Raw genomic sequence first — 18,136 nt, forward strand, 5'->3', positions numbered from 1 at the left:
CCAATGGTTATGCGTCGAACCAATCCCTGACCCCGTCGATCTGGTCCGCATTCAGCCGTAGCCCGAGTTTGGAGCGCCGCCACAGCGCGTCTTCGGCGCTGCGGGCAAATTCATGGTCACGCATCCAGACCAGCTCCGCCTCGGTCAATGTCGCTCCGAAGTCGCGGCCCAGGTCGGCGGCAGATTGCGCCGCGCCCAGCCAACTGCGCGCCTCGGTGCCATAAAGCCGCACCAGTCGCGCCGCCCAGTCCGGGGTCAGGAACGGGTAGTCGGCAATCAGCCCCTGCTGCAGGTCCGAAACGCCGAAAACCGGGAAATCGCCACCGGGCAACGGCACCCCTTGCGTCCAGGGTGTCGTCGCTCCGGGAAAGGATTTGCCAAGCCGGTCCAGCGCCGCCTCTGCAAGCCGACGGTAGGTGGTGATCTTGCCGCCAAAGACGCTGAGCAGCGGGGCGCCATCTGTATCAAGGTCCAGCACATAGTCCCGCGTGGCCGCCGTCGCGCTGCTGGCCCCGTCATCGTAAAGCGGGCGCACACCGGAATAGGTCCAGACGATGTCATCGGCGGTGATTGGCGTATCGAGGTAGCGGTTGACGAAGGCGATCAGATAATCACGCTCTTCTTCGGTAATCCGGGGCGCAAGATCGGGGGCGTCATGGGCCACGTCGGTCGTGCCGATCAGGGTAAAGTCCTGTTCGTAAGGAATGGCAAAGACGATACGCCCGTCGGACCCTTGGAAGAAATAGGCCTTGTCATGGTCAAACAGGCGGCGCGTGACGATATGGCTACCCCGGACCAGCCGCACACCGGGACCGGCGTTGCGCTTCACCACGCGGCGCAACACCTGTTCGACCCAAGGCCCAGCCGCGTTGACCACGACCCGCGCCCGAACGGTCTGTTCCACCCCCGTCGTCCGGTCGCGCAGAACCACGGCCCAGTCCCTGTCGCCACGGGTGGCAGAGACGGCTTCGGTCCGTGTCAAAACCGTTGCGCCCCGCGCTTGGGCATCCCGCGCGTTCAGCATCACCAATCGCGCATCGTCGACCCAGACATCTGAATACTCGAACGCCCTGCGCAGGCCGGGGCGCAGCCCCCTGCCCTCGGCCGCGGTGGACAGGTCCAGCGCCTTCGTCTCCGGCAGGATCTTTCGCCCACCCAAATGGTCATAGAAAAGCAACCCCAGCCGGATCAGCCAGGCCGGGCGCCGGCCTTTGGCCCATGGCATGACCATGCCCAGCAAGCGAGAGGCCGGCGTATCGCCGTCAAACCGCATCTCGGGATCAAGCGGCAGAACAAAGCGCATCGGCCATGCGATATGCGGCATCGCAGTCAGCAGGACCTCGCGTTCGATCAGGCTTTCGCGGACAAGGCGCAGCTTGAAATACTCAAGATAGCGCAGCCCGCCATGAAACAGCTTGGTCGACCCTGACGAGGTGCCCGAGGCCAGGTCGGACTTCTCGACCAGCGCCACCGACAGCCCGCGACCAGCCGCATCCCGCGCGACACCCGTGCCATTCACGCCGCCGCCGATGACCAGAATGTCAAAAATTTCGGGCTGCCCTGCCATGGTCCGCCTGCAATCACTTGAAACTGCCTCAACGGTTAGCGGCACCATTGCGGATTTGAAAGCCCAACGTCAGGGCAATCGTCAAATGCGAAACCGGGCACAGGGTAAGCCCCGCGCCCGGTTTTCTTGTCCAGTCGGGCCAGAAGGCCAAAAGAAATCAGCCCTTCGGTGCCCATTCCCACGGACGGGTGAAGGCACCCAGCACCTTGGCCACGTCCTCGTCCGGGGCGTTGCCAGTGGCGGTCAGCTGGGCAATCAAACCACGCTTCTTGTCATCCAGAACCGAAGTCACGCGGGCATTGACACCGGCTGTTTCCAGTTCGGCGTTATAGATCCGGGTGATGGCCGACTTCCTCAGGTCAGGCTTGAACACCTTGCCCACGGCGGTTTTCGGCAGTTCGTCCATGACCTCGATATATTTCGGCTGGGCAGCGCGTTCGTGAACATGGACCTTGCAATGTTCGCGCAGTTCCTTGGCGGTGACGCTGGCACCGGCGACCAGTTCGACATAGGCGCAGGGCACCTCGCCGGCATGGGCGTCGGGTTGGCCGATGGCCCCGGCAAAGGCCACTGCGGGATGGGTCAGCAGCGCCTCTTCGATCTCGGCGGGGTCGATATTGTGACCGCCGCGAATGATCAGGTCCTTGGCGCGGCCGGTGATCCACAGATACCCGTCCTCGTCCACCCGGCCCAGGTCGCCGGTGCGCAGGTATTTCTCGTTATAGAACAGATCCTTGTTCTTATCTGCCTCGGTATAGGTGTTGCCCGCGAACACGCCCGGGTTCGAGACGCAGATTTCACCCACCTCGTCTGTGGCGCATTCCACCAGCCCGTCGGGGCTGGATTTGACGATACGCACGTCCGTGTAGGGGAACGGCAGGCCAACCGAGCCGACCTTTTTCGCGCCGGTCGGCGGGTTGCAGGAAACAAGGCAGGTCGCCTCGGTCAGACCATAACCCTCGACCACGTCAACGCCGCAGGTTTCCTCGAACCGCTTGAACAGCTCCATCGGCATCGGGGCCGAACCGGAAAACGCGGTTTTCACGGTCGACAGGTCGGCATCCACCGGCCGCTGCATCAAGGCCGACACCGCGGTCGGAACCGTGATGATGAAGGTGGTCTGCCAGCGTTCGATCAGTTTCCAGAAATTGTCGAACACCCCGTCACCGCGATAGCCCGCCGGGGTCGGGAAGACCACGTGAGCCCCCGAAGAGATCGCGGCCATCACGATCACATGCACGGCAAAGACGTGGAACAGCGGCAGCGGGCACATGATGCTGTCTTCTTCGGTGAACAGCAGCCGGTGGCCAAGCCAGCCGTTATAGATGATGCCCGAATACTTGTGCTGCGCGACCTTGGGCATGCCCGTGGTGCCGCCGGTGTGGAAATAGGCGGCGACGCGGTCGACCTTCTTGTCCTCGAAATCCAGCGTCTTGTTCTGCTTCGCCAACTCGCGGTTGAAGTTCTTGAGGTCGGCGTGATGGGCAACGGCATCGGGGTTCTTGGGGCGGATCAGCGGCACAATCCAGCTTTTCGGCGGGGTCAGATAGCGCACCAGATCAATTTCCAGAACTGTATGCACGCCCGGCGCGTGGCGCACGGCCTCAGCCACTTTCTGTGCCACGTCCGTCTTAACGAAGGACTTCAGCGTCACCACCACCTTGGCATTGGTTTCGCGCAGGATGGCACCGATCTGTTCCGGCTCAAGCAACGGGTTGATCGGGTTCACGATCCCGGCAATCGCCCCGCCCAGCATGGTGATCAGCGTCTCGTTCGAGTTGGGCAACACATAAGCGATCGAGTCGCCTTCGTTCACGCCGAGCGACCGGAACAGGTTGGCGGCCTGCACCACCTTGTCATGCAGTTCCGTCCAGGTCAGGGTTTCGGCCTTGTCTTTGGGTCCGGACAGCAGCTGGTAAGAGATTGCCGGGCGATTGGGATACTTGTCCCGCGTGCCCTTCAGCATGTCATAAAGCGTGACCGGCAAATCCCGGTCCTCCCACGACATTTCCTGTTCGATCTGTTTCAGGTCTTCGAGCGTTGCGAAGCTCATATCCGGTTCCTCCCTGCATAGTCAGGCTGCCCCGGTCAGGCGCGGATATCGCCAGCCGGAGTCGTTCCTCCCAAAAGATGCAGGCTAAATCACGTTCCCGCAAGCATTTGACCAGCCCTGACCTAAAGTCAGGGCGACGGAAACGCGGCGTAAAACCAGCGGACGGCCAGAGCGTTGCCGGACGTCCGCCTGCGCGGCATGGAAATAGCCTGAATTTGCAAGGCGAACCGCCCTTTTATTCAGCCGCCAGCCCGTCAGTGAACTGCAGCCGCGCCAACCGCGCATAAAGCCCACCTTCCGCCACCAGATCGTCATGGGTGCCTTGCGCGACGATCCGGCCACCCTCCAGGACGATGATACGGTCGGCCTTTTTCACCGTGGCAAGACGGTGGGCGACGATGATGGTCGTGCGGCCCTGCGAAAGCTCCTCGACCGCGGCCTGAACCGCGCGTTCGCTTTCGGCATCCAATGCGCTTGTCGCCTCGTCCAGCAACAGGACCGGCGCGTCGCGCAGGATGGCGCGGGCGATGGCGATACGCTGTTTCTGTCCACCCGACAGCATCACCCCGCGCTCACCGACGAAGCTGTCATAGCCCTCGGGCAAAGCCGCGATAAAGTCATGTGCAGCGGCGGCGCGGGCGGCGGCCTCAACCTCGGCGTCACTGGCTTCAGGGCGGCCAAAGCGGATGTTTTCACGCGCAGAGGCGGCAAAGATCACCGGGTCCTGTGGCACCAGCGCGAGGTGTTTGCGGAAGTCGTCACGAGAGAGTTCTGTCAGGTCCACACCGTCCAGGCAGACGCGGCCTTTGTCCGGGTCGTAAAACCGCAGGATCAGCTGGATGATCGTGGTCTTGCCCGCGCCGGAAGGTCCGACAAGCGCAACGGTTTCACCAGGCGCAATCGTCAGGTCGACCGCGTCAAGCGCCGACACATCGGGACGCGCGGGATAGGCAAAGGACACAGCATCAAACGCGATTTCACCCCTGACCGGCTGCGCCAGTTCGCGCGGGTCTGCAGGATCCTGCACCGTGTCGGTCACCTGCAACAGTTCAACCAGACGCTCGGTTGCACCCGCTGCGCGCTGCAACTCACCCCAGATTTCCGACAAGGCCCCGACCGCGCCGGCCACCATGACCGAGTAGATCACGAATTGGACCAGCGCCCCGACACTCATCCCGCCTGCCCGCACGTCGCGCGCGCCGATCCAAAGCACGCCGACAACACCGGTGAAGATCAGGAAGATCACGATCATCGTCATGACCGCGCGGGTATTGATGCGGCGATTGGCGGCGCGCAGCGACAGGTCAGTGACCTCGCCGAACCGCGCCCGTGCGCGGGGTTCGTTGGTAAAGGCCTGCACCGTCTGCACCGACAACAGCGCCTCGGACGCATTGCCCGAACTTTCGGCGATCCAGTCCTGGTTTTCACGGCTGAGTTTGCGCAGGCGGCGGCCCAGCACAAGGATCGGCACGATCACAAGCGGCACGATCAGCAAGACCATCCCCGTCAGCTTGGCGGAGGTGAACAACATCAGCGCCAGACCACCGACAAACAACAGCACGTTGCGCAGCGCCACAGACACAGAAGACCCGATGACCGATTGGATCACGGTCGTATCTGTAGTGATCCGGCTGAGAACCTCGCCGGTCATGATGTTTTCAAAGAAACGCGGGCTCATCGAGATGACCCGGTCGAACACAGCCTTGCGGATATCGGCGACGACAACTTCACCCAGCCGCGTCACAAGCAAATAGCGCAGCGCCGTTCCCACTGCCAGCAGCGAGGCAAAGCCAAGGGCCGCCAGGAAATACTTGTCCAGAAGCCGGTCGCTCTCGGTGCCGAAATTATCCACCACCCGGCGCACCGCCATCGGCAGCACCAACGACACGGCCGCCGTCAGCGTCAACGCAAGCCCGGCCAGAATCACCAGCACCCGGTAAGGTTTCAGAAAAGGCCCAAGTTCACGCAGCGCCCCAACGCGCTTGGATTTCTCGCGATCAAGTTCGCTTGGCTGCGGGGTCGGTTGGCGTGCCATGGGCGCTCCTTACACTCGGTCCCGAGGTTAGTGCCGCCACCCGCGCACGGGGTCAAGCGCACAATGCGCAGATGCGACTCTGAGGAAGCAACGAAACGACGTGATCCGGGAACGGGAAGAGCTTGGAGCGGGCGACGGGAATCGAACCCGTATCATCAGCTTGGAAGGCTGAGGTCTTACCATTACACAACGCCCGCCTGAGCGTGGGCTGGTTCATAATCCAGCCTCAGACGGGCGTCAAGCAGCCCGTTTCCAAACACCCCGCGCCGGGGATTGCGGGCTCTGCCGGTCGCATTGGGGCAAATTTAGGGCAAAATTTTCCGATCCGTCCATTTTGTCGCCCAGCTTTTCCATTAACCGGGGCGTCTAGGAAGGGAAACAAGAGGGACAAAACATGTTCACCACTGTCAATATCCTGCTGGTCGTGTTCTGCGTTGCGCTGGTCTACAAGGTCCGCCAATCGCGCAAAACGTCTGACGACGCGGCACAATCGTAAAGATGTCGGAGGCACGCTTTGGCCTGCCTCCGATACTCTTTTTCCTTACCGATCTCCGTAACAAGACAGAAAACAGCCGGTCAGAAGGTCAATCTGTCTCAGCTTGCGTTTGCAGCGTCGACATAAGCGCGCCAGGCCGCGACGATCGCCTGTTGCTGACGCTGCTCGAACATCGCGAAAAGCCGCATCTCGCGCCCTTCCAGATGGACGACGACCTTGCCGCCCTGGGATGGCAAGATCGTCAGGGTTGGATCCCCTGACCGGATGTCCGCCTGATCGCGTGACGGGCGCGCCAACACAGCGGCGCAGCGTTCCAGAACATCAAGGTTGCCCGAATCCTCCATCCGGTCGGCTCCGGTCTGAAATCCGCCCGGTTCAAGCCAGGCCAGCGCCTGTGCCTTGATCGTCGCGATCAGCGAATCCGTGGCCGAAGCATAAGCCGGCGCCGGGGCAATCGGCTGGATGACCTCGCGCAGCGCAGTTGCCGAACACGACCGCGCCGAACGCGGCATGACCGGGTTACGCTCGACCAGTTCGAATTTCAGCTTCTGGCATCCGGTAAAGGCGGCCTGCAGTCCTGCGACGACAGCCTCAGCAAGGTCTGAATGTCGGGCCTGGGCCGGAATGCCCTCGATCGCCACAAGACGGCGGCTGGACACGGTCAACAAGACCGGTTCGGCCCCGTCGCGGTCGCCCGTGACACGGATTTTCCGGGCCAGAACCGTCTCATCAATCTCGTTTATGATCGCATGAACGCGGGCCAGATCATCGCCAAAGTTCAGCCATTCACCATAGGCAAATGCTTTGGACCGCGCAAAACGCTCCACCGCCTCGGCCAGACCTTTGGCCGGTTCCTCTGGAAGGACGGGTTTATGTCCCCTGCGCGGCGCGTTCATCAGAAGTCCGTCAACCCTTTCAGCGTGTCATGCCCCATGCGAACCACGGTCTCGGGATCGCAATCGGGGTCACATTGAATACAAAGAAAATCGGCGTCGTTATCAGGCGAACGCACGTAGACGCGCAAATCCCGGTGCGTCAGAACCAGCGCCTCTTTCGCTCCGCTGGGACTGCCGTCGGCGACATCCGCCATCGAAAAACACGCCGAGGCCTCGTCGCAGAGCCGATCCAAATGTTCACGCCGGATATCGGGACCATGCGATGCGCGCAATACCAACCGCGTGCTTGCATCGCCAAATGCCACAAGGCGGCAGCCCGGCATATCGGCGCGCAGGGCATTGATGTGGTCGGCAAAGGTCATGTTGCGGTTACCTTTCGGCTGTCATCCCTGGATCAGTATGGCTTTTGCAGATTGTCCTCTGGCTGCGTGATCCGGTCAAGGATCGGGTTGTGCAGGTCGGCCGCGCTGGGACGATCGGGATTGTCGGTCTTTGGGCGGACGCGGCGGGGCATGACGCGTTCGGTTGAGGCTGCATCGTCCGAAGTCTCGCCTTCCTCGTCATCCATATCTTCTTCCACAAGCCGCAAGCGCGCGTGCTCGGGTTGCGACTCATCCGTGGCCAACAGGTCCGGGTCTTCAATCTCGGTGGCCGGTCTCTCTTGCAGTTCGACAAGCATCGAAACCAGGTTTTCCACAAGTGCCGCGCCACCGCTGCGGTTCCATGCGTCCTCATCCACCCCGGCTTCGATCGCCTCAAGCGTGGCGAGCGGCAGGATGCCATCAAACAGCTCGCCCGCCTCGGCCCCGAGCCGTGCCAGAACCCGGGACCGGTCCCGGTCGGTCTTGAGCTTGTCAAACTGGGTCACCACAAGGAAGCTTTGGCCAGCCACTTTCGGCGCGACCAGGTCCCACATGGCCGCTTCAGACTGGCGCCAGGCCTGGGTCGCGTGCGTACACCAGATCACGCAGTCAATATCGTCGATCAGCCCCATCCAGTCCTCGTGGCTGATATTGGGATCCGAAATGCCGGGAATGTCGATCAGGTCGCAGAGATGCAGGATATCGCTTTCCAGCGACATTCGGATCAGCGACGTGCCATCCAAAGGTGTCGCCGTCAGATCTCCGCCTTCAAGCACCTCCTGCGTGCCATCGTCAAGGATGCGCGTGGCGGACTCTGCCCCGTAGCTGACCCAGACCGGCGGCACGCGTGTGGCGGTGATGCGAACCGGCAAGGGATCGCACCCCAGCAACAGGTTCATCAGCGTGCTTTTTCCGGCGCTGAACTCTCCCATTAGGGCGATCCGCGGTTTTCCGGTTGGCATGGCTGCCGCGTCGGTCGAAAAGTCGATGTCCTGATTGTTCATGCTCTTATCCCTCTGCGTCAGGCCAAAATCTGGTTCAGTTGCTCGACGATCTCGTCCAGTTCTGCCCGGCGGCGGCCCTCGTCACCGGATTGGAACAGCCCTTGCAGGTCCTGCTGACGCGGGCCGATGCTGATTTCCTTGATAATGTCCTTGTGCTGGGCAAGGAACTCTTGCAGCGCACCCTCGGCCATCTCGCGCACCTGCGCGGTCTGGATGTCCTTGGACTGGGTCATGAAATCTTCGGTCTCGCGCGCGATCAGGTTCTGGAAACGCTTTGAGAAGGCGTTGAACCCGCGGATGCGGTTCCACCAGGAAATCCACCACCCGTCGTTGAAATCCAGCGCGATGGTCTGGCCCAGCGCGACGGGTGCCGGCAGTGACGGCAGCGTCGGCGGTGCCATCTGGATGCCCTCGACCGCCGATCCGAACGCGTTGGCATAAAGCACGGCGACATCGGTCAACGCCGCCTCGAACCGGGCTTCCGCCAGAGAGCGGACCCTGTTGCCGAAGACGGTATAGGCCGACCGCAGCAACATCCGCAGCCCGACGGGATCATAATCCCATACGACGTCCTTGCCGTGGTGTTCCAAGTGGGTCAGCAGTGACTGCAGCGCCCGGTCAATGAACTTGTCATGCGCGCGGTCGGCACGGGCGTGGTATTCAGAGATCGCGCCGTCCAACTCGGTTGCAAAGGCCTTTGCGTGGAACTCCGAGATCTTGTCGAATTCGCGCAGGGCATCAAACGTCGTCAGTGTCTTGCTGCCCTCGTCGCTTTCGCCGATCTGCACCATTCCGGCTGCCAACTGGCTGGTGGCGACCGTCAGAGCGGCGTCGGTGGTCTTTTGCAGGAAAGGCAGGCCTTCCTCCTCAAGCACGCGATCAGACAGCGCGCGGAACAGCCCGCCCATTCCGGACAATTCCCACACCATTTCAAGTGGTTGCGTCTGGCTGTGAACAGGGTCCAGCGACACTTCGGCCCAATCGAACAGCGCCTTGCGCGACACTTCAGGCATGCCCTCGATATTGCCGCTGAGAACTTTGTTGGCCCAGAATGCGCTGCCAAACAGGATCTCGGCATCCTCGGGCCCTTGCCTGTCTTTCAGAGTCTGGCGGATCGAGGCTTCAATCTCGGGGATTTGGTTCACCGGGTCGGGCAATTCGTCAATACGGTTGACGAAGATCAGCACGTTGCGCGCCTTCAGGTTCGAGATCAGACGGATCAGACCCATGTCAACAGACGTCAGCGCCTGCCCTGCGGACAGGACAACCACGCAGAATTTCGAACCGCGGATGGCCTGGATCGTGACCTGTTCGCGCATCATGAACGTATCGTTCACACCCGGCGTGTCACGCAGGCACAGCGGCACCGGCACGGTTTCGCAATTCAGATAGAGATCGGCGGAGGACAGGATATCGGCAAAACGTCCCTGGTCAGCCTGGTCGGGGTCGTCGGTCGCAAAATCATCGCCCAGGACGATGTAACGCTCCAGCAGGTTCTTGTCGAAATAGCCGTATTCATGCTCGTCCCCGAGCAACAGGTCGAACTTGCGCCCCAGCCGTTTCTGCGCCTTGGCACGGACCTTTTCGATCTGTTCACCAATTTTCTGCAATTCGCTTTCGGCCCCGGCGCGGCTGGCCAGTTCGCCGATGCGTCCGCCCTGGCTAAGAAGGCGGTCCCAATCCGCTTCGGTCATAAAACGGAACGTGGCGCCGGTTTCCGCCGGGCGTGCCGCCGGTTTCAGGTGCAGTGACGTCACCACAGACGTCCAGGGGTTCACGTCCGATGGCAGCAGATCGGCCCATCCCGCCATTGCGTTCACCAGCGTCGTCTTACCGGACTTCACCTGGCCCAGAACCGTGATCGTCGGTTCGAACGCCGCGACGTCTTTGCGCAGGCGTTCAACCGAACGGGCGGTGTTCTCGCCGGTGACCTGCGACATCCGCTCGAGCAGTATGTCGAGCGCATCTAGGTCCTGACCCAGCCGCCCCAGCCGTTCCAGCCCGGTGCGCAGGTTCGAAAGCCGCCGGGATGAGCGGATCTCGGTTTCGGCATCGATGTCGGGTTCGTGCTTGATCTGAATATTCATGACGCTGTCCTCGTCCCGAGTTCCTTCTTCAGTTGCAGCATCAGGATCACGGCGTCCTCGGCCGCTGTCTGTCCCTGTTCGACCTGCAAAAGAAGCATCATTTCCTCACCGTCCCGCGCATCTTCCAGCAACTCGGAGATGTCACCGTCGCCGCCGGTAGACTCAAGCGCGCCGGTCATGTCGCGGATTGCGGCAACACAGTCATCCAGCACCTGTCCGGGATCGGGTTGCCCGTCGGTCGGCAGACCGTCCAGCATCCCATCAGCACAGGCTTGCAGCCGTTCGCGCACATGATCGAGGATCGCCGACCGGTCCATGTCGCGGTAGCCGACCGGCTGAACCGGCACGCCAAGGGGCTTGGCCGTTTCGATCACGGTGGGAGCCATCAGGTCGCGCGCGTATTGCGCAACCAGCATAGTAGCCTTGTCCAGTTCTTCGGCCCGGCCCGAGCGCACCTGCGCGTTGATTGCATCCAGAAGATCGCGGCCACCGCTGGAATCCCACAGATCGCGCTGAAGGACATCCCCGGCACGCGCGGCAATCGCCTGCAGCGTTGCAATCGGGTGCAGCCCAAGAAACTCTTCGGCGACGATCTCGTCCAATTCTTCGATCCGCTGCGTCAGGCACCCTTTCATCAACTGCCGGTCTGCCATCGTCAGCGCAAGAAAGCTGTGGTCCTTGATCGCATCCGGCGCGGCGGCCCAGATCGCCTGTTCGCCCTCGTCGAAACTGTCGCTGCACCACACAAAGACCTGCCCCGTTTCAAGCGCATATTGAAACAGCTGTCTCTGCAAACTTGGGTCGTCTGCAAGGTTGACCTCGCAATAGGTGCGCTGTCGCAGGCTGTCCTCGGGCAATTCGAACCGCACCCGGAAGGCGCCATCGGCGACATGCGGGTCCACCATCAACCCCGCCAGCTTGCGGGTATTGCCATTCGGCCATTCCAAAAGGGTGCGTGGAGTCGGACCATAGGCGACTTCGCAAATATCGACCCCAGGCATCGGACCAAGGATGTTCTCGCCCACCAGCATATTGATCAGGCTGGACTTGCCGCTGCCCGGGCGACCGACCACGGCCACGCGAATGGCATCCTCAAGATGCCCCAGTAGCTGCGCACCCAGGGCCTGATGGCGGGCCGGGATGCGGCCCAGCCCAAGCGCCTCGCGCAGCTGTTCGACGACGATGTTGTCAGGCTGTGCAATCATCGCTGGCCTGCCTTTCTGGACATGCAGAACACCGTGCGCACGCTGCCGTTTTGCGAGCGGCGGTCGATGCGCACCACCTCGGCACCGCGGTCGGCGCTGGCAGGCATGTCAGCCATGAATTCAACAGGCGCGGGTTGGTCGTCGGCCATCTGCCCGGTCTCAGAGCGGGCAAGTTTGATTACACAGAACGACAAGTTGTCCTGATCTGGATGGCCCAGCCCGTCGACCGCCGTCATCAAGGCGCGGCCTATCGCATTGCTGGGCTGCGACGCGGTCTGCGCGAGGATCGCGGCAATGTCGCTATCCCCAAGTGAGAGCAGGCCATCACTGGCGGCGACCACGATGTCGCCGTCCTGCAGCGCCAAAGGCTCGGACCGGCAATCGATCCGCGCCACCGCGCCCCCGGACAGAACGGATGTCAGGCAGTTGCGGTCGGGATGGCTGAGCGCCTCTTCCTGATCACAGATGCCCTGCGCCCGCAGGTGATCCAATTCGGCGGCGTATGAATGATCCTCGTTCAGGCGCAACAGTTGTCCATCGCGAAACAGGTACAGCGGGGAATCCCCGACCGATACCCAGTACAGGCGGTTGGCAAACAGGATCGGCGCGACCAGCGTTGCACCCATGCCAAATGCCTCGGGGTTCTCCTGCGCGTAAAGGGCCACACAGTTGTTGGCCCCCTCGACCGCGTCGAGAAGGATATCCTCAAGGTCGACCTCAAAGGCTTCAACATCGTCACAGCGCATCTTCAATTCGCTGAAAAGCTCGGTCACGACGATATTGGCCGCGACGTCCCCCGCAGCATGCCCGCCCATGCCATCGGACAGGACGGCAAAGCCAAAAGGCGCACCCATGGCAAAATCCGTGACCACGGCATCCTCTTGCCGCGCGCGGCGGCCAAGCGACAGACCCGAGGCCACGTCTACCCGAAAATCACCCGTGCTGAGCATGGCGCATTTCTTCCCTGTCTTCCGCCCCCCACGAGAATTCTTCATTGCAGAGCGCGATGAACCGAAGCGTGGTTTCTCCGATGCGGATCACGCTGCCGGATTGCAGGTCTTCGGTGCTGAGAACCGGGCGGCCATTCAACCGCACAAGGTTGGCCTTGCCACCGTGACCGAAGAAAAAGCGCCCCTGTTCGGCATCAAAGGCAATCGCGGCGTGGTTTTCGCGCGAAATGCTGTTGTCGCCGAAATCCAGGCGAACCGCCTGCCCCTCGCCGCGTCCGATCTGGGTCAAGCCGTCAAACAGGGTGAACGCCGCCCCCTTGCCGGGGCCTTCGACCACGACGAGCCAGCCAACGGGGAATTCAGAATAGTCCGACACGCCCGGCGCGCCCGAAGCGCTGATCGGGTCCTGGACCGACGACTGCGTTGCGCTGAAACCCAGAAGCCGCGTCTTGACCCGACCCGACCGGCCGGAACCGCGCCCGGAGGCCGGTTTGGGAACGGACACGGACACAGGCGCGGAACGCATCGGTTCCGGGGTTGCCTCCGGCTCGGTCCGGGCCATGGGCTCGGGCGTCACGGGACGGGGCTGGTTCAGCCCCAGATCCCGACGCGGCGCGCCAATGGGTTTGCTTTGAACTTCCGAGCGCATGATATTGCGGCGCAGAAGCGCTTCGGCCGTTGTGCGATCATCTGCCGGGTCCGTAGACGTTTCCGAGGGCAACGCCATGCCCGGGTCGTCCTGGTCTTGACTGTCTTCGTCAACCCCATCGTCGGACGCCGCGTCTTCATCTGCGGCAATACCGAATTCGCGGTCCAGTTTGGCCTCGATTTCCTCTTCGAATTCGTCCTCGAACTCTTCGCCGATGCTGTTTTCGTCAATGCCTTCTTCACCGTCGTCCTGGTCGAAGGCGTCGAAGATCGACGGCTCGCGTGTGATTGATGCAACCGCCTCGTCCCGCATCTGCGGCACTGCGATCATCGCCTCGTCGGTATCGGTGTCTGCGTCGTCAGCAGGCGCATCGGCAAAAGCGCCCGCGATGGCCGAGAAATCAATGCGCTCGGATACAGAGGAATCCGCAGCTTCTGTTTCTTCCAGTTCCCGTGCTTGCTCTGCCATCGGTTCGTCTGCCGACATCGCATCGGCGGTGTCATCCTGCAGGTCGTCGACGCGGGACACGTCATGTTGCTCATCGCCGAGCTCTGTGTTCAGCACCTCTTCCTCGGGCTCGACATCGGCGCGGTCCTCGGCCCTGAGCTTCAGGGGATAGCGCAGCGCCGACGAATTCGACGACCCGGCGGCCTGGGTCTTTTCATTGATGATGTCGCGAATGAATTTCATGGTCTGTCCCTTCAAGTCTGAAGCAGTCGGGTGTCAGAGTTACGGCGGCTGGGTTTGAACCGGTCCAGAACACGTCCAAACAGGGTCGCCGGCGCGGAGTTGGCCCGATTGGGGCCTGGGTCGGAGGTCGTGGAAAAACTGTCGGGCGGCGTCTCGGCATATCCGCCGATTTCCTTTGCAACGCTGTCCTGCGCGCGACGCAGGCGGCGGTTGCGCTCTCGGCACAACCGATCCTGTTCGCGCAGATAGGCTTCGACGTCGTCGATCGGGTTACCGAAGATGTCGACGTATTGCTTTGGCGGCTGCGGCGCGGTCTGTTCAGTTTGCGGCAGGGTTCGGGTGTGCATCAGCGCTTTCGGAACGCCCGGTGTCATATTGCCGTTGGTCTCGACAACCAGATCCGAAATGACATCGACAAGGCGGGGGTCAAAACGTTCAACCGCCGGGGGCGTGACAAGCGGCCCGTCAAGCATGGCGGTCCACTCGTCGGCGCATTGAAAGCGATGCGCCGGGTCCAGCGCAAGCGCCCGGTCCACGGCCAGGGTCAGGCGCGGGTCAAGGTCCAGACCGCGGCGCACCAGCGGTTGGTAGGTGTCGCGCAACCCGGCGGCGACCATTTCCATCCGGTCTTCAGCATAAGGTGGGGCTTCGCCGGTAAACAACAGGTGGCACAGCGCGCCAAGGGAATAGATGTCGCTGGCCGCCCCCTGTTCGGCGTTCGCATCATAGAACTCGGGCGGCGAGTAGCCGTCCTTCACCGCAAGAAGATGCTGACGCTGGCCGGGCTTGGCGGGGCCATGCGAATGGGCGGCACCGAAATCAATCAGCGTGACTTCACCCTCGGCACCGACGATCAGGTTGTCTGGCGCGATGTCACGATGCAGGATGCCCCGATCATGCAGATATCCCACCGCATCAAGTGTTTGCCGCAGGATCGAATCCATTAACGCCGGTGTCAGCCGCGCACGGTCGGTTTCGACCAGGGTCATCAGGTCATCGCCGGACACGAAATCCATCGCCATATACGCGGTGCCATTCTCGGCAAAGACCTGGTGGACGCCGACAATGCCACGGTGATCCAACTCGGCCAATTGATGCGCTTCGGCCTGGAACTGTTCCAGCAAGGCTTCGAATTGGCGCGTGGCCCCAACTTCGGTCGCCACCACCTCGTGGCCGTCGCGAATACAGAAATCGGTTGGGAAACATTCCTTTATGACGACAAACCGGTTCAGGCTGTCATGCGCCAGATAGGTGATCCCGAACCCGCCCTGACCGATCTGGCGGTCAATACGGTACTGTCCGCGCAACAGGGCTGTGCCCGCGGCAAGTGCAGTCGAGGTCTCCTCAGCGTCAAGCATGGTTGCCTGCCCCTTGGTCGTCTTCGGTTCCTTGGATGAATATGCGGCAGCAAATTCTCCCCATGACGACCAATCTGTGAAAAGAATGTGGTAAGTTCGTGGCGGCTTCGGGTAATCGATGTGGCAGGGCGCACTCAATGGCATGATCGGCAAGGCTTCGCCTATTGCCCACTAACACACTGACAAATATATAAAAAACTTGAAATACCTGCGATTGCCTGCTGCTACCAGCGCCCTTCCAGATAGCGGAACAGCCCAAGGCGGCGCAGGCCAAGGCAGATGGCCACAGGCCCCGCGATCCCGGCCAGCAGGCCAAGACCAAGATGTGGCGCCAGCCCGTGGACCCCGGCCAAGTCCAGCAATCTTCGGGTGACACTGGTGAAAAATACGTGCCACAGAAAGATATAGAATGTGTATGGCGCCAGCGTTCGAAGCCCCGGAATGCGCCCCGCCCAGCGCATCAGGACCAGCACCAGCGGAACGCCGACCAGGAACGCCAGGAGGTCGGGCATGTAACGGATTTCGTCCCGCCCCAGGAAAAGCGCCCCGGAAACCAGCACCGCCACCAGCGCCAGCGCGCCCGAATGCGTAAACAGGCGGTCGACGACCGATTTTGAACGACCCGTTGCTTCCGTCATGCCAATACCAAGCGCAAAAAACGGCCCAAGGACGGCGACCCCGTCCAACCCAAACAGAGGCGTGGACAAAAGGCTTGGCTGTGCGAGGGGCACGATCACAAGCGCGGCCAGAAGCCAGGGCACCGCACGCGGCAGAACCCGACCGGCGGCATAGACCAGCAAAAGAATGGTCAGAAGGCTCTGGATGAACCAAAAATGCGCATACGAGGTGAACAGCGCCCGCACCCACCACGCACCGCCAAGGGCGAAATCCGTGCCTGACGCGCCAGACAGCACAGCGAACAAGAGGATCGTCAGGATTGTTGGAAGGGCAACAGTCTTGAAGGTCGAGGACAGGAAGCTGCGTGGCGGCATCTGCGCCGTGCCGATCAGCGCAAAAGTCATCCCCGACACGAAAGCAAAGAGCGGCATCTTGAAGTAGCCCGCCAGTCCATTGAGGTCATGCAGAGGATGGCCCTGCGGCAGGCGCAAGCCATAGTCTGCACTGTCCCCCACGACATGGGCAAGCACCACGAGAATGCAGCACAGCGCTCGGGCGGATAGCTGATCGACCTGTCCGAGCCAGAACGATCCGATCCCGGTGTCATCTCTCGTTGTTGAAGTAAGGTCGCAGATCGGCATCAACTGCCAATCCGCGGGCAAATGGCCCAGCACCGTTTCCAGTTCCAGCTCCATCTCGATGAAATCAAGCGACGTCCCGCCCAGCGACCGCAGGCTGTCCGACGGGGTTACGTTCTGGTCAGGGAACTGACGGCGAAAGGCGCCCAGCACTGGGTCGGGGTCGTCCGCTGCCATGTGGTCGGCGATTTCGCGAGTCACTTGCGGTAGATCGCCAGCCATCTGCCGCAGCGCTCCGCGGCGCAGCTTGTTGGTGCGGGTGCGCGGCAGGCTGTCGACTGTTCCCACCATGACCGCGCCGGAAAAGGCAGTGTCAATCTGGCCAAAGACCGCTTCGGCCTGTTGTTTCACAATATCGGCATCAATCGCGCCGCCACCTTCGACGGCGACAAATACGGCCTCTCCCAGAAGCGGGTCCGGCACGCCGACCACGCCCACCCCGGCGTCTTGCGGCAATTCCGCCACCAGTGCCTGTTCCAGAACCTCGGCCGAGACCTTGATCCCGGCCACGTTGATCAGGTCGTCCGCACGGCCGCGGAAATAGAGGTGTCCGTCAATGATCTCACCGATATCTCCCGTGGTGAACCAACCGTCGGCATCTGTCAGCGGGCGCTTCTTGCCGTCGACCCACAGGTATGAGGCAAGGTTTGGCCCTCGGATGCGAATGCGGTTGTCGTCTGACAGCCCGATTTCGACCTCGCCCTTGGCCGTACCCACCGAGGACAGCGTGCCGGGGTCGGACGTGTTGATCACCTGCAATGTGGTCCGGGACGCTTCGGTCAGCCCATAGTTCAGCAGGATCACCGCATTGGGAAAGATCGACATCAGCGAACGTTTCTCATCCTCGCTGATGTACTGGCTGCCGATCTCCAGCCAGCGCAGCCGCGCGCCAATCCCGTCGAACCGCTTGGCGTTCCTGATGACAAGGCGCAGCAAAGTCGGAACGGCGGAAAGTGCGTTGACCTCGCCGGTTTCCAGCATCGCGGCAAATTCCGAAAGGTTGAACCCATCGCCGGGAATGTAAGCCGCCCCACCCGCACGGGCGATGGCCCGACAGCGCCCAAGTCCAAAGGAGTAATAGACCGGAATACCAACATATTCGCGGATCGTGTCATCGACCGCCATGACCCGGTTGAGCCGCTTTACAACGTCGAGAAGTGCCCGGTGGGACAGGACAATCCCCTTTGGCTTGCCCTCGGTGCCGGAGGAAAACGAAATCTGGGCGACCGCATCGCTTTCGTTGTCAGGAAGCCGCGCCCGAAGCCAGCCGCCCCCGGCCTTGGGAGCAAGCCGCCGTGACAGCGTGATTTGCGGCGGCAGTTCGACACCATCATCTTGAAGCGGAACGACAATCTCGCCGGATTGGTAGCAGCCAAAGACCGCCTCGACATAGGCCGGGGAATTGACGGTTCTGATACCGACAAACCGTTCGGTCATATCTGCCCCCTGCCTGCCGCGCGGAGTTCATCCGCTTGCGGATTTTGTTGGTCAGGAGTTAACGGATATTCCCGACCGAGGGTCAAGTCAC

At 61.8% G+C, this 18,136-nt stretch carries 12 protein-coding genes and 1 tRNA gene; all 13 read right to left on the reverse strand.

The genetic code is table 11. The features are described 5' to 3' along the window. Positions 1-7: 7 nt before the first annotated feature. Positions 8-1,567: a glycerol-3-phosphate dehydrogenase gene (gene glpD, locus JQ863_RS14970; protein ID WP_204114953.1), complete on the reverse strand. Its 1,560-nt coding sequence runs from the start codon at positions 1,565-1,567 to the stop codon at positions 8-10. A 157-nt stretch (positions 1,568-1,724) separates the two neighbouring features. Then, complete coding sequence (locus tag JQ863_RS14975; protein WP_204114954.1) at positions 1,725-3,620, reverse strand: acyl-CoA synthetase; 1,896 nt, start codon at positions 3,618-3,620, stop codon at positions 1,725-1,727. Positions 3,621-3,855: 235 nt separating this feature from the next. Next, a complete protein-coding gene (locus JQ863_RS14980; protein ID WP_204114955.1) occupies positions 3,856-5,655 on the reverse strand; it encodes an ABC transporter transmembrane domain-containing protein in 1,800 nt (599 codons plus the stop codon). Positions 5,656-5,778: 123 nt separating this feature from the next. Next, positions 5,779-5,852: transfer RNA gene (locus JQ863_RS14985), tRNA-Gly, on the reverse strand. Between the two features lie 397 nt (positions 5,853-6,249). Continuing rightward, complete coding sequence (locus JQ863_RS14990) at positions 6,250-7,047, reverse strand: hypothetical protein (protein WP_204114956.1); 798 nt, start codon at positions 7,045-7,047, stop codon at positions 6,250-6,252. Continuing rightward, positions 7,047-7,409, reverse strand: a complete 363-nt coding sequence (locus JQ863_RS14995; protein WP_204114957.1) for a hypothetical protein — start codon at positions 7,407-7,409, stop codon at positions 7,047-7,049. Before JQ863_RS14995 ends, JQ863_RS14990 begins: the two co-directional genes overlap by 1 nt. A 32-nt stretch (positions 7,410-7,441) precedes the next feature. Beyond that, entirely contained in the window at positions 7,442-8,413 is a 972-nt protein-coding gene (locus tag JQ863_RS15000) for a dynamin family protein (protein ID WP_204114958.1), read from the reverse strand. 17 nt (positions 8,414-8,430) lie between these two features. Then, the gene (locus JQ863_RS15005) at positions 8,431-10,500 is read right to left on the reverse strand and encodes a dynamin family protein (RefSeq protein ID WP_239113295.1); all 2,070 of its coding nucleotides are present in this window, start codon (positions 10,498-10,500) and stop codon (positions 8,431-8,433) included. Further along, positions 10,497-11,705, reverse strand: a complete 1,209-nt coding sequence (locus JQ863_RS15010; protein WP_204114959.1) for a GTPase — start codon at positions 11,703-11,705, stop codon at positions 10,497-10,499. Before JQ863_RS15010 ends, JQ863_RS15005 begins: the two co-directional genes overlap by 4 nt. Further along, positions 11,702-12,655, reverse strand: a complete 954-nt coding sequence (locus JQ863_RS15015) for a PP2C family protein-serine/threonine phosphatase (RefSeq protein ID WP_204114960.1) — start codon at positions 12,653-12,655, stop codon at positions 11,702-11,704. The genes JQ863_RS15010 and JQ863_RS15015 overlap by 4 nt, the downstream gene beginning before the upstream one ends. Beyond that, positions 12,639-13,994 carry an FHA domain-containing protein gene (locus tag JQ863_RS19485; RefSeq protein WP_239113296.1) on the reverse strand — a complete coding sequence of 452 codons (1,356 nt, stop codon included), beginning with the start codon at positions 13,992-13,994 and terminating at the stop codon, positions 12,639-12,641. The genes JQ863_RS15015 and JQ863_RS19485 overlap by 17 nt, the downstream gene beginning before the upstream one ends. Positions 13,995-14,005: 11 nt before the next feature. Continuing rightward, complete coding sequence (locus JQ863_RS15025; RefSeq protein WP_204114961.1) at positions 14,006-15,352, reverse strand: serine/threonine protein kinase; 1,347 nt, start codon at positions 15,350-15,352, stop codon at positions 14,006-14,008. Between the two features lie 224 nt (positions 15,353-15,576). Beyond that, positions 15,577-18,045 carry an AMP-binding protein gene (locus JQ863_RS15030; protein WP_204114962.1) on the reverse strand — a complete coding sequence of 823 codons (2,469 nt, stop codon included), beginning with the start codon at positions 18,043-18,045 and terminating at the stop codon, positions 15,577-15,579. Positions 18,046-18,136 lie beyond the last annotated feature (91 nt).

This window comes from Shimia biformata (assembly GCF_016888515.1).
GTDB lineage: Bacteria > Pseudomonadota > Alphaproteobacteria > Rhodobacterales > Rhodobacteraceae > Shimia_A > Shimia_A biformata.

What these genes read in the sequence shown, in the direction of transcription:
- glpD (WP_204114953.1), bottom strand. Translation starts at nt 1,567, where the DNA reads ATGGCAGGGCAGCCCGAAATTTTTGACATTCTGGTCATCGGCGGCGGC.
- JQ863_RS14975 (WP_204114954.1), bottom strand. Translation starts at nt 3,620, where the DNA reads ATGAGCTTCGCAACGCTCGAAGACCTGAAACAGATCGAACAGGAAATG.
- JQ863_RS14980 (WP_204114955.1), bottom strand. Translation starts at nt 5,655, where the DNA reads ATGGCACGCCAACCGACCCCGCAGCCAAGCGAACTTGATCGCGAGAAA.
- JQ863_RS14990 (WP_204114956.1), bottom strand. Translation starts at nt 7,047, where the DNA reads ATGAACGCGCCGCGCAGGGGACATAAACCCGTCCTTCCAGAGGAACCG.
- JQ863_RS14995 (WP_204114957.1), bottom strand. Translation starts at nt 7,409, where the DNA reads ATGACCTTTGCCGACCACATCAATGCCCTGCGCGCCGATATGCCGGGC.
- JQ863_RS15000 (WP_204114958.1), bottom strand. Translation starts at nt 8,413, where the DNA reads ATGAACAATCAGGACATCGACTTTTCGACCGACGCGGCAGCCATGCCA.
- JQ863_RS15005 (WP_239113295.1), bottom strand. Translation starts at nt 10,500, where the DNA reads ATGAATATTCAGATCAAGCACGAACCCGACATCGATGCCGAAACCGAG.
- JQ863_RS15010 (WP_204114959.1), bottom strand. Translation starts at nt 11,705, where the DNA reads ATGATTGCACAGCCTGACAACATCGTCGTCGAACAGCTGCGCGAGGCG.
- JQ863_RS15015 (WP_204114960.1), bottom strand. Translation starts at nt 12,655, where the DNA reads ATGCTCAGCACGGGTGATTTTCGGGTAGACGTGGCCTCGGGTCTGTCG.
- JQ863_RS19485 (WP_239113296.1), bottom strand. Translation starts at nt 13,994, where the DNA reads ATGAAATTCATTCGCGACATCATCAATGAAAAGACCCAGGCCGCCGGG.
- JQ863_RS15025 (WP_204114961.1), bottom strand. Translation starts at nt 15,352, where the DNA reads ATGCTTGACGCTGAGGAGACCTCGACTGCACTTGCCGCGGGCACAGCC.
- JQ863_RS15030 (WP_204114962.1), bottom strand. Translation starts at nt 18,045, where the DNA reads ATGACCGAACGGTTTGTCGGTATCAGAACCGTCAATTCCCCGGCCTAT.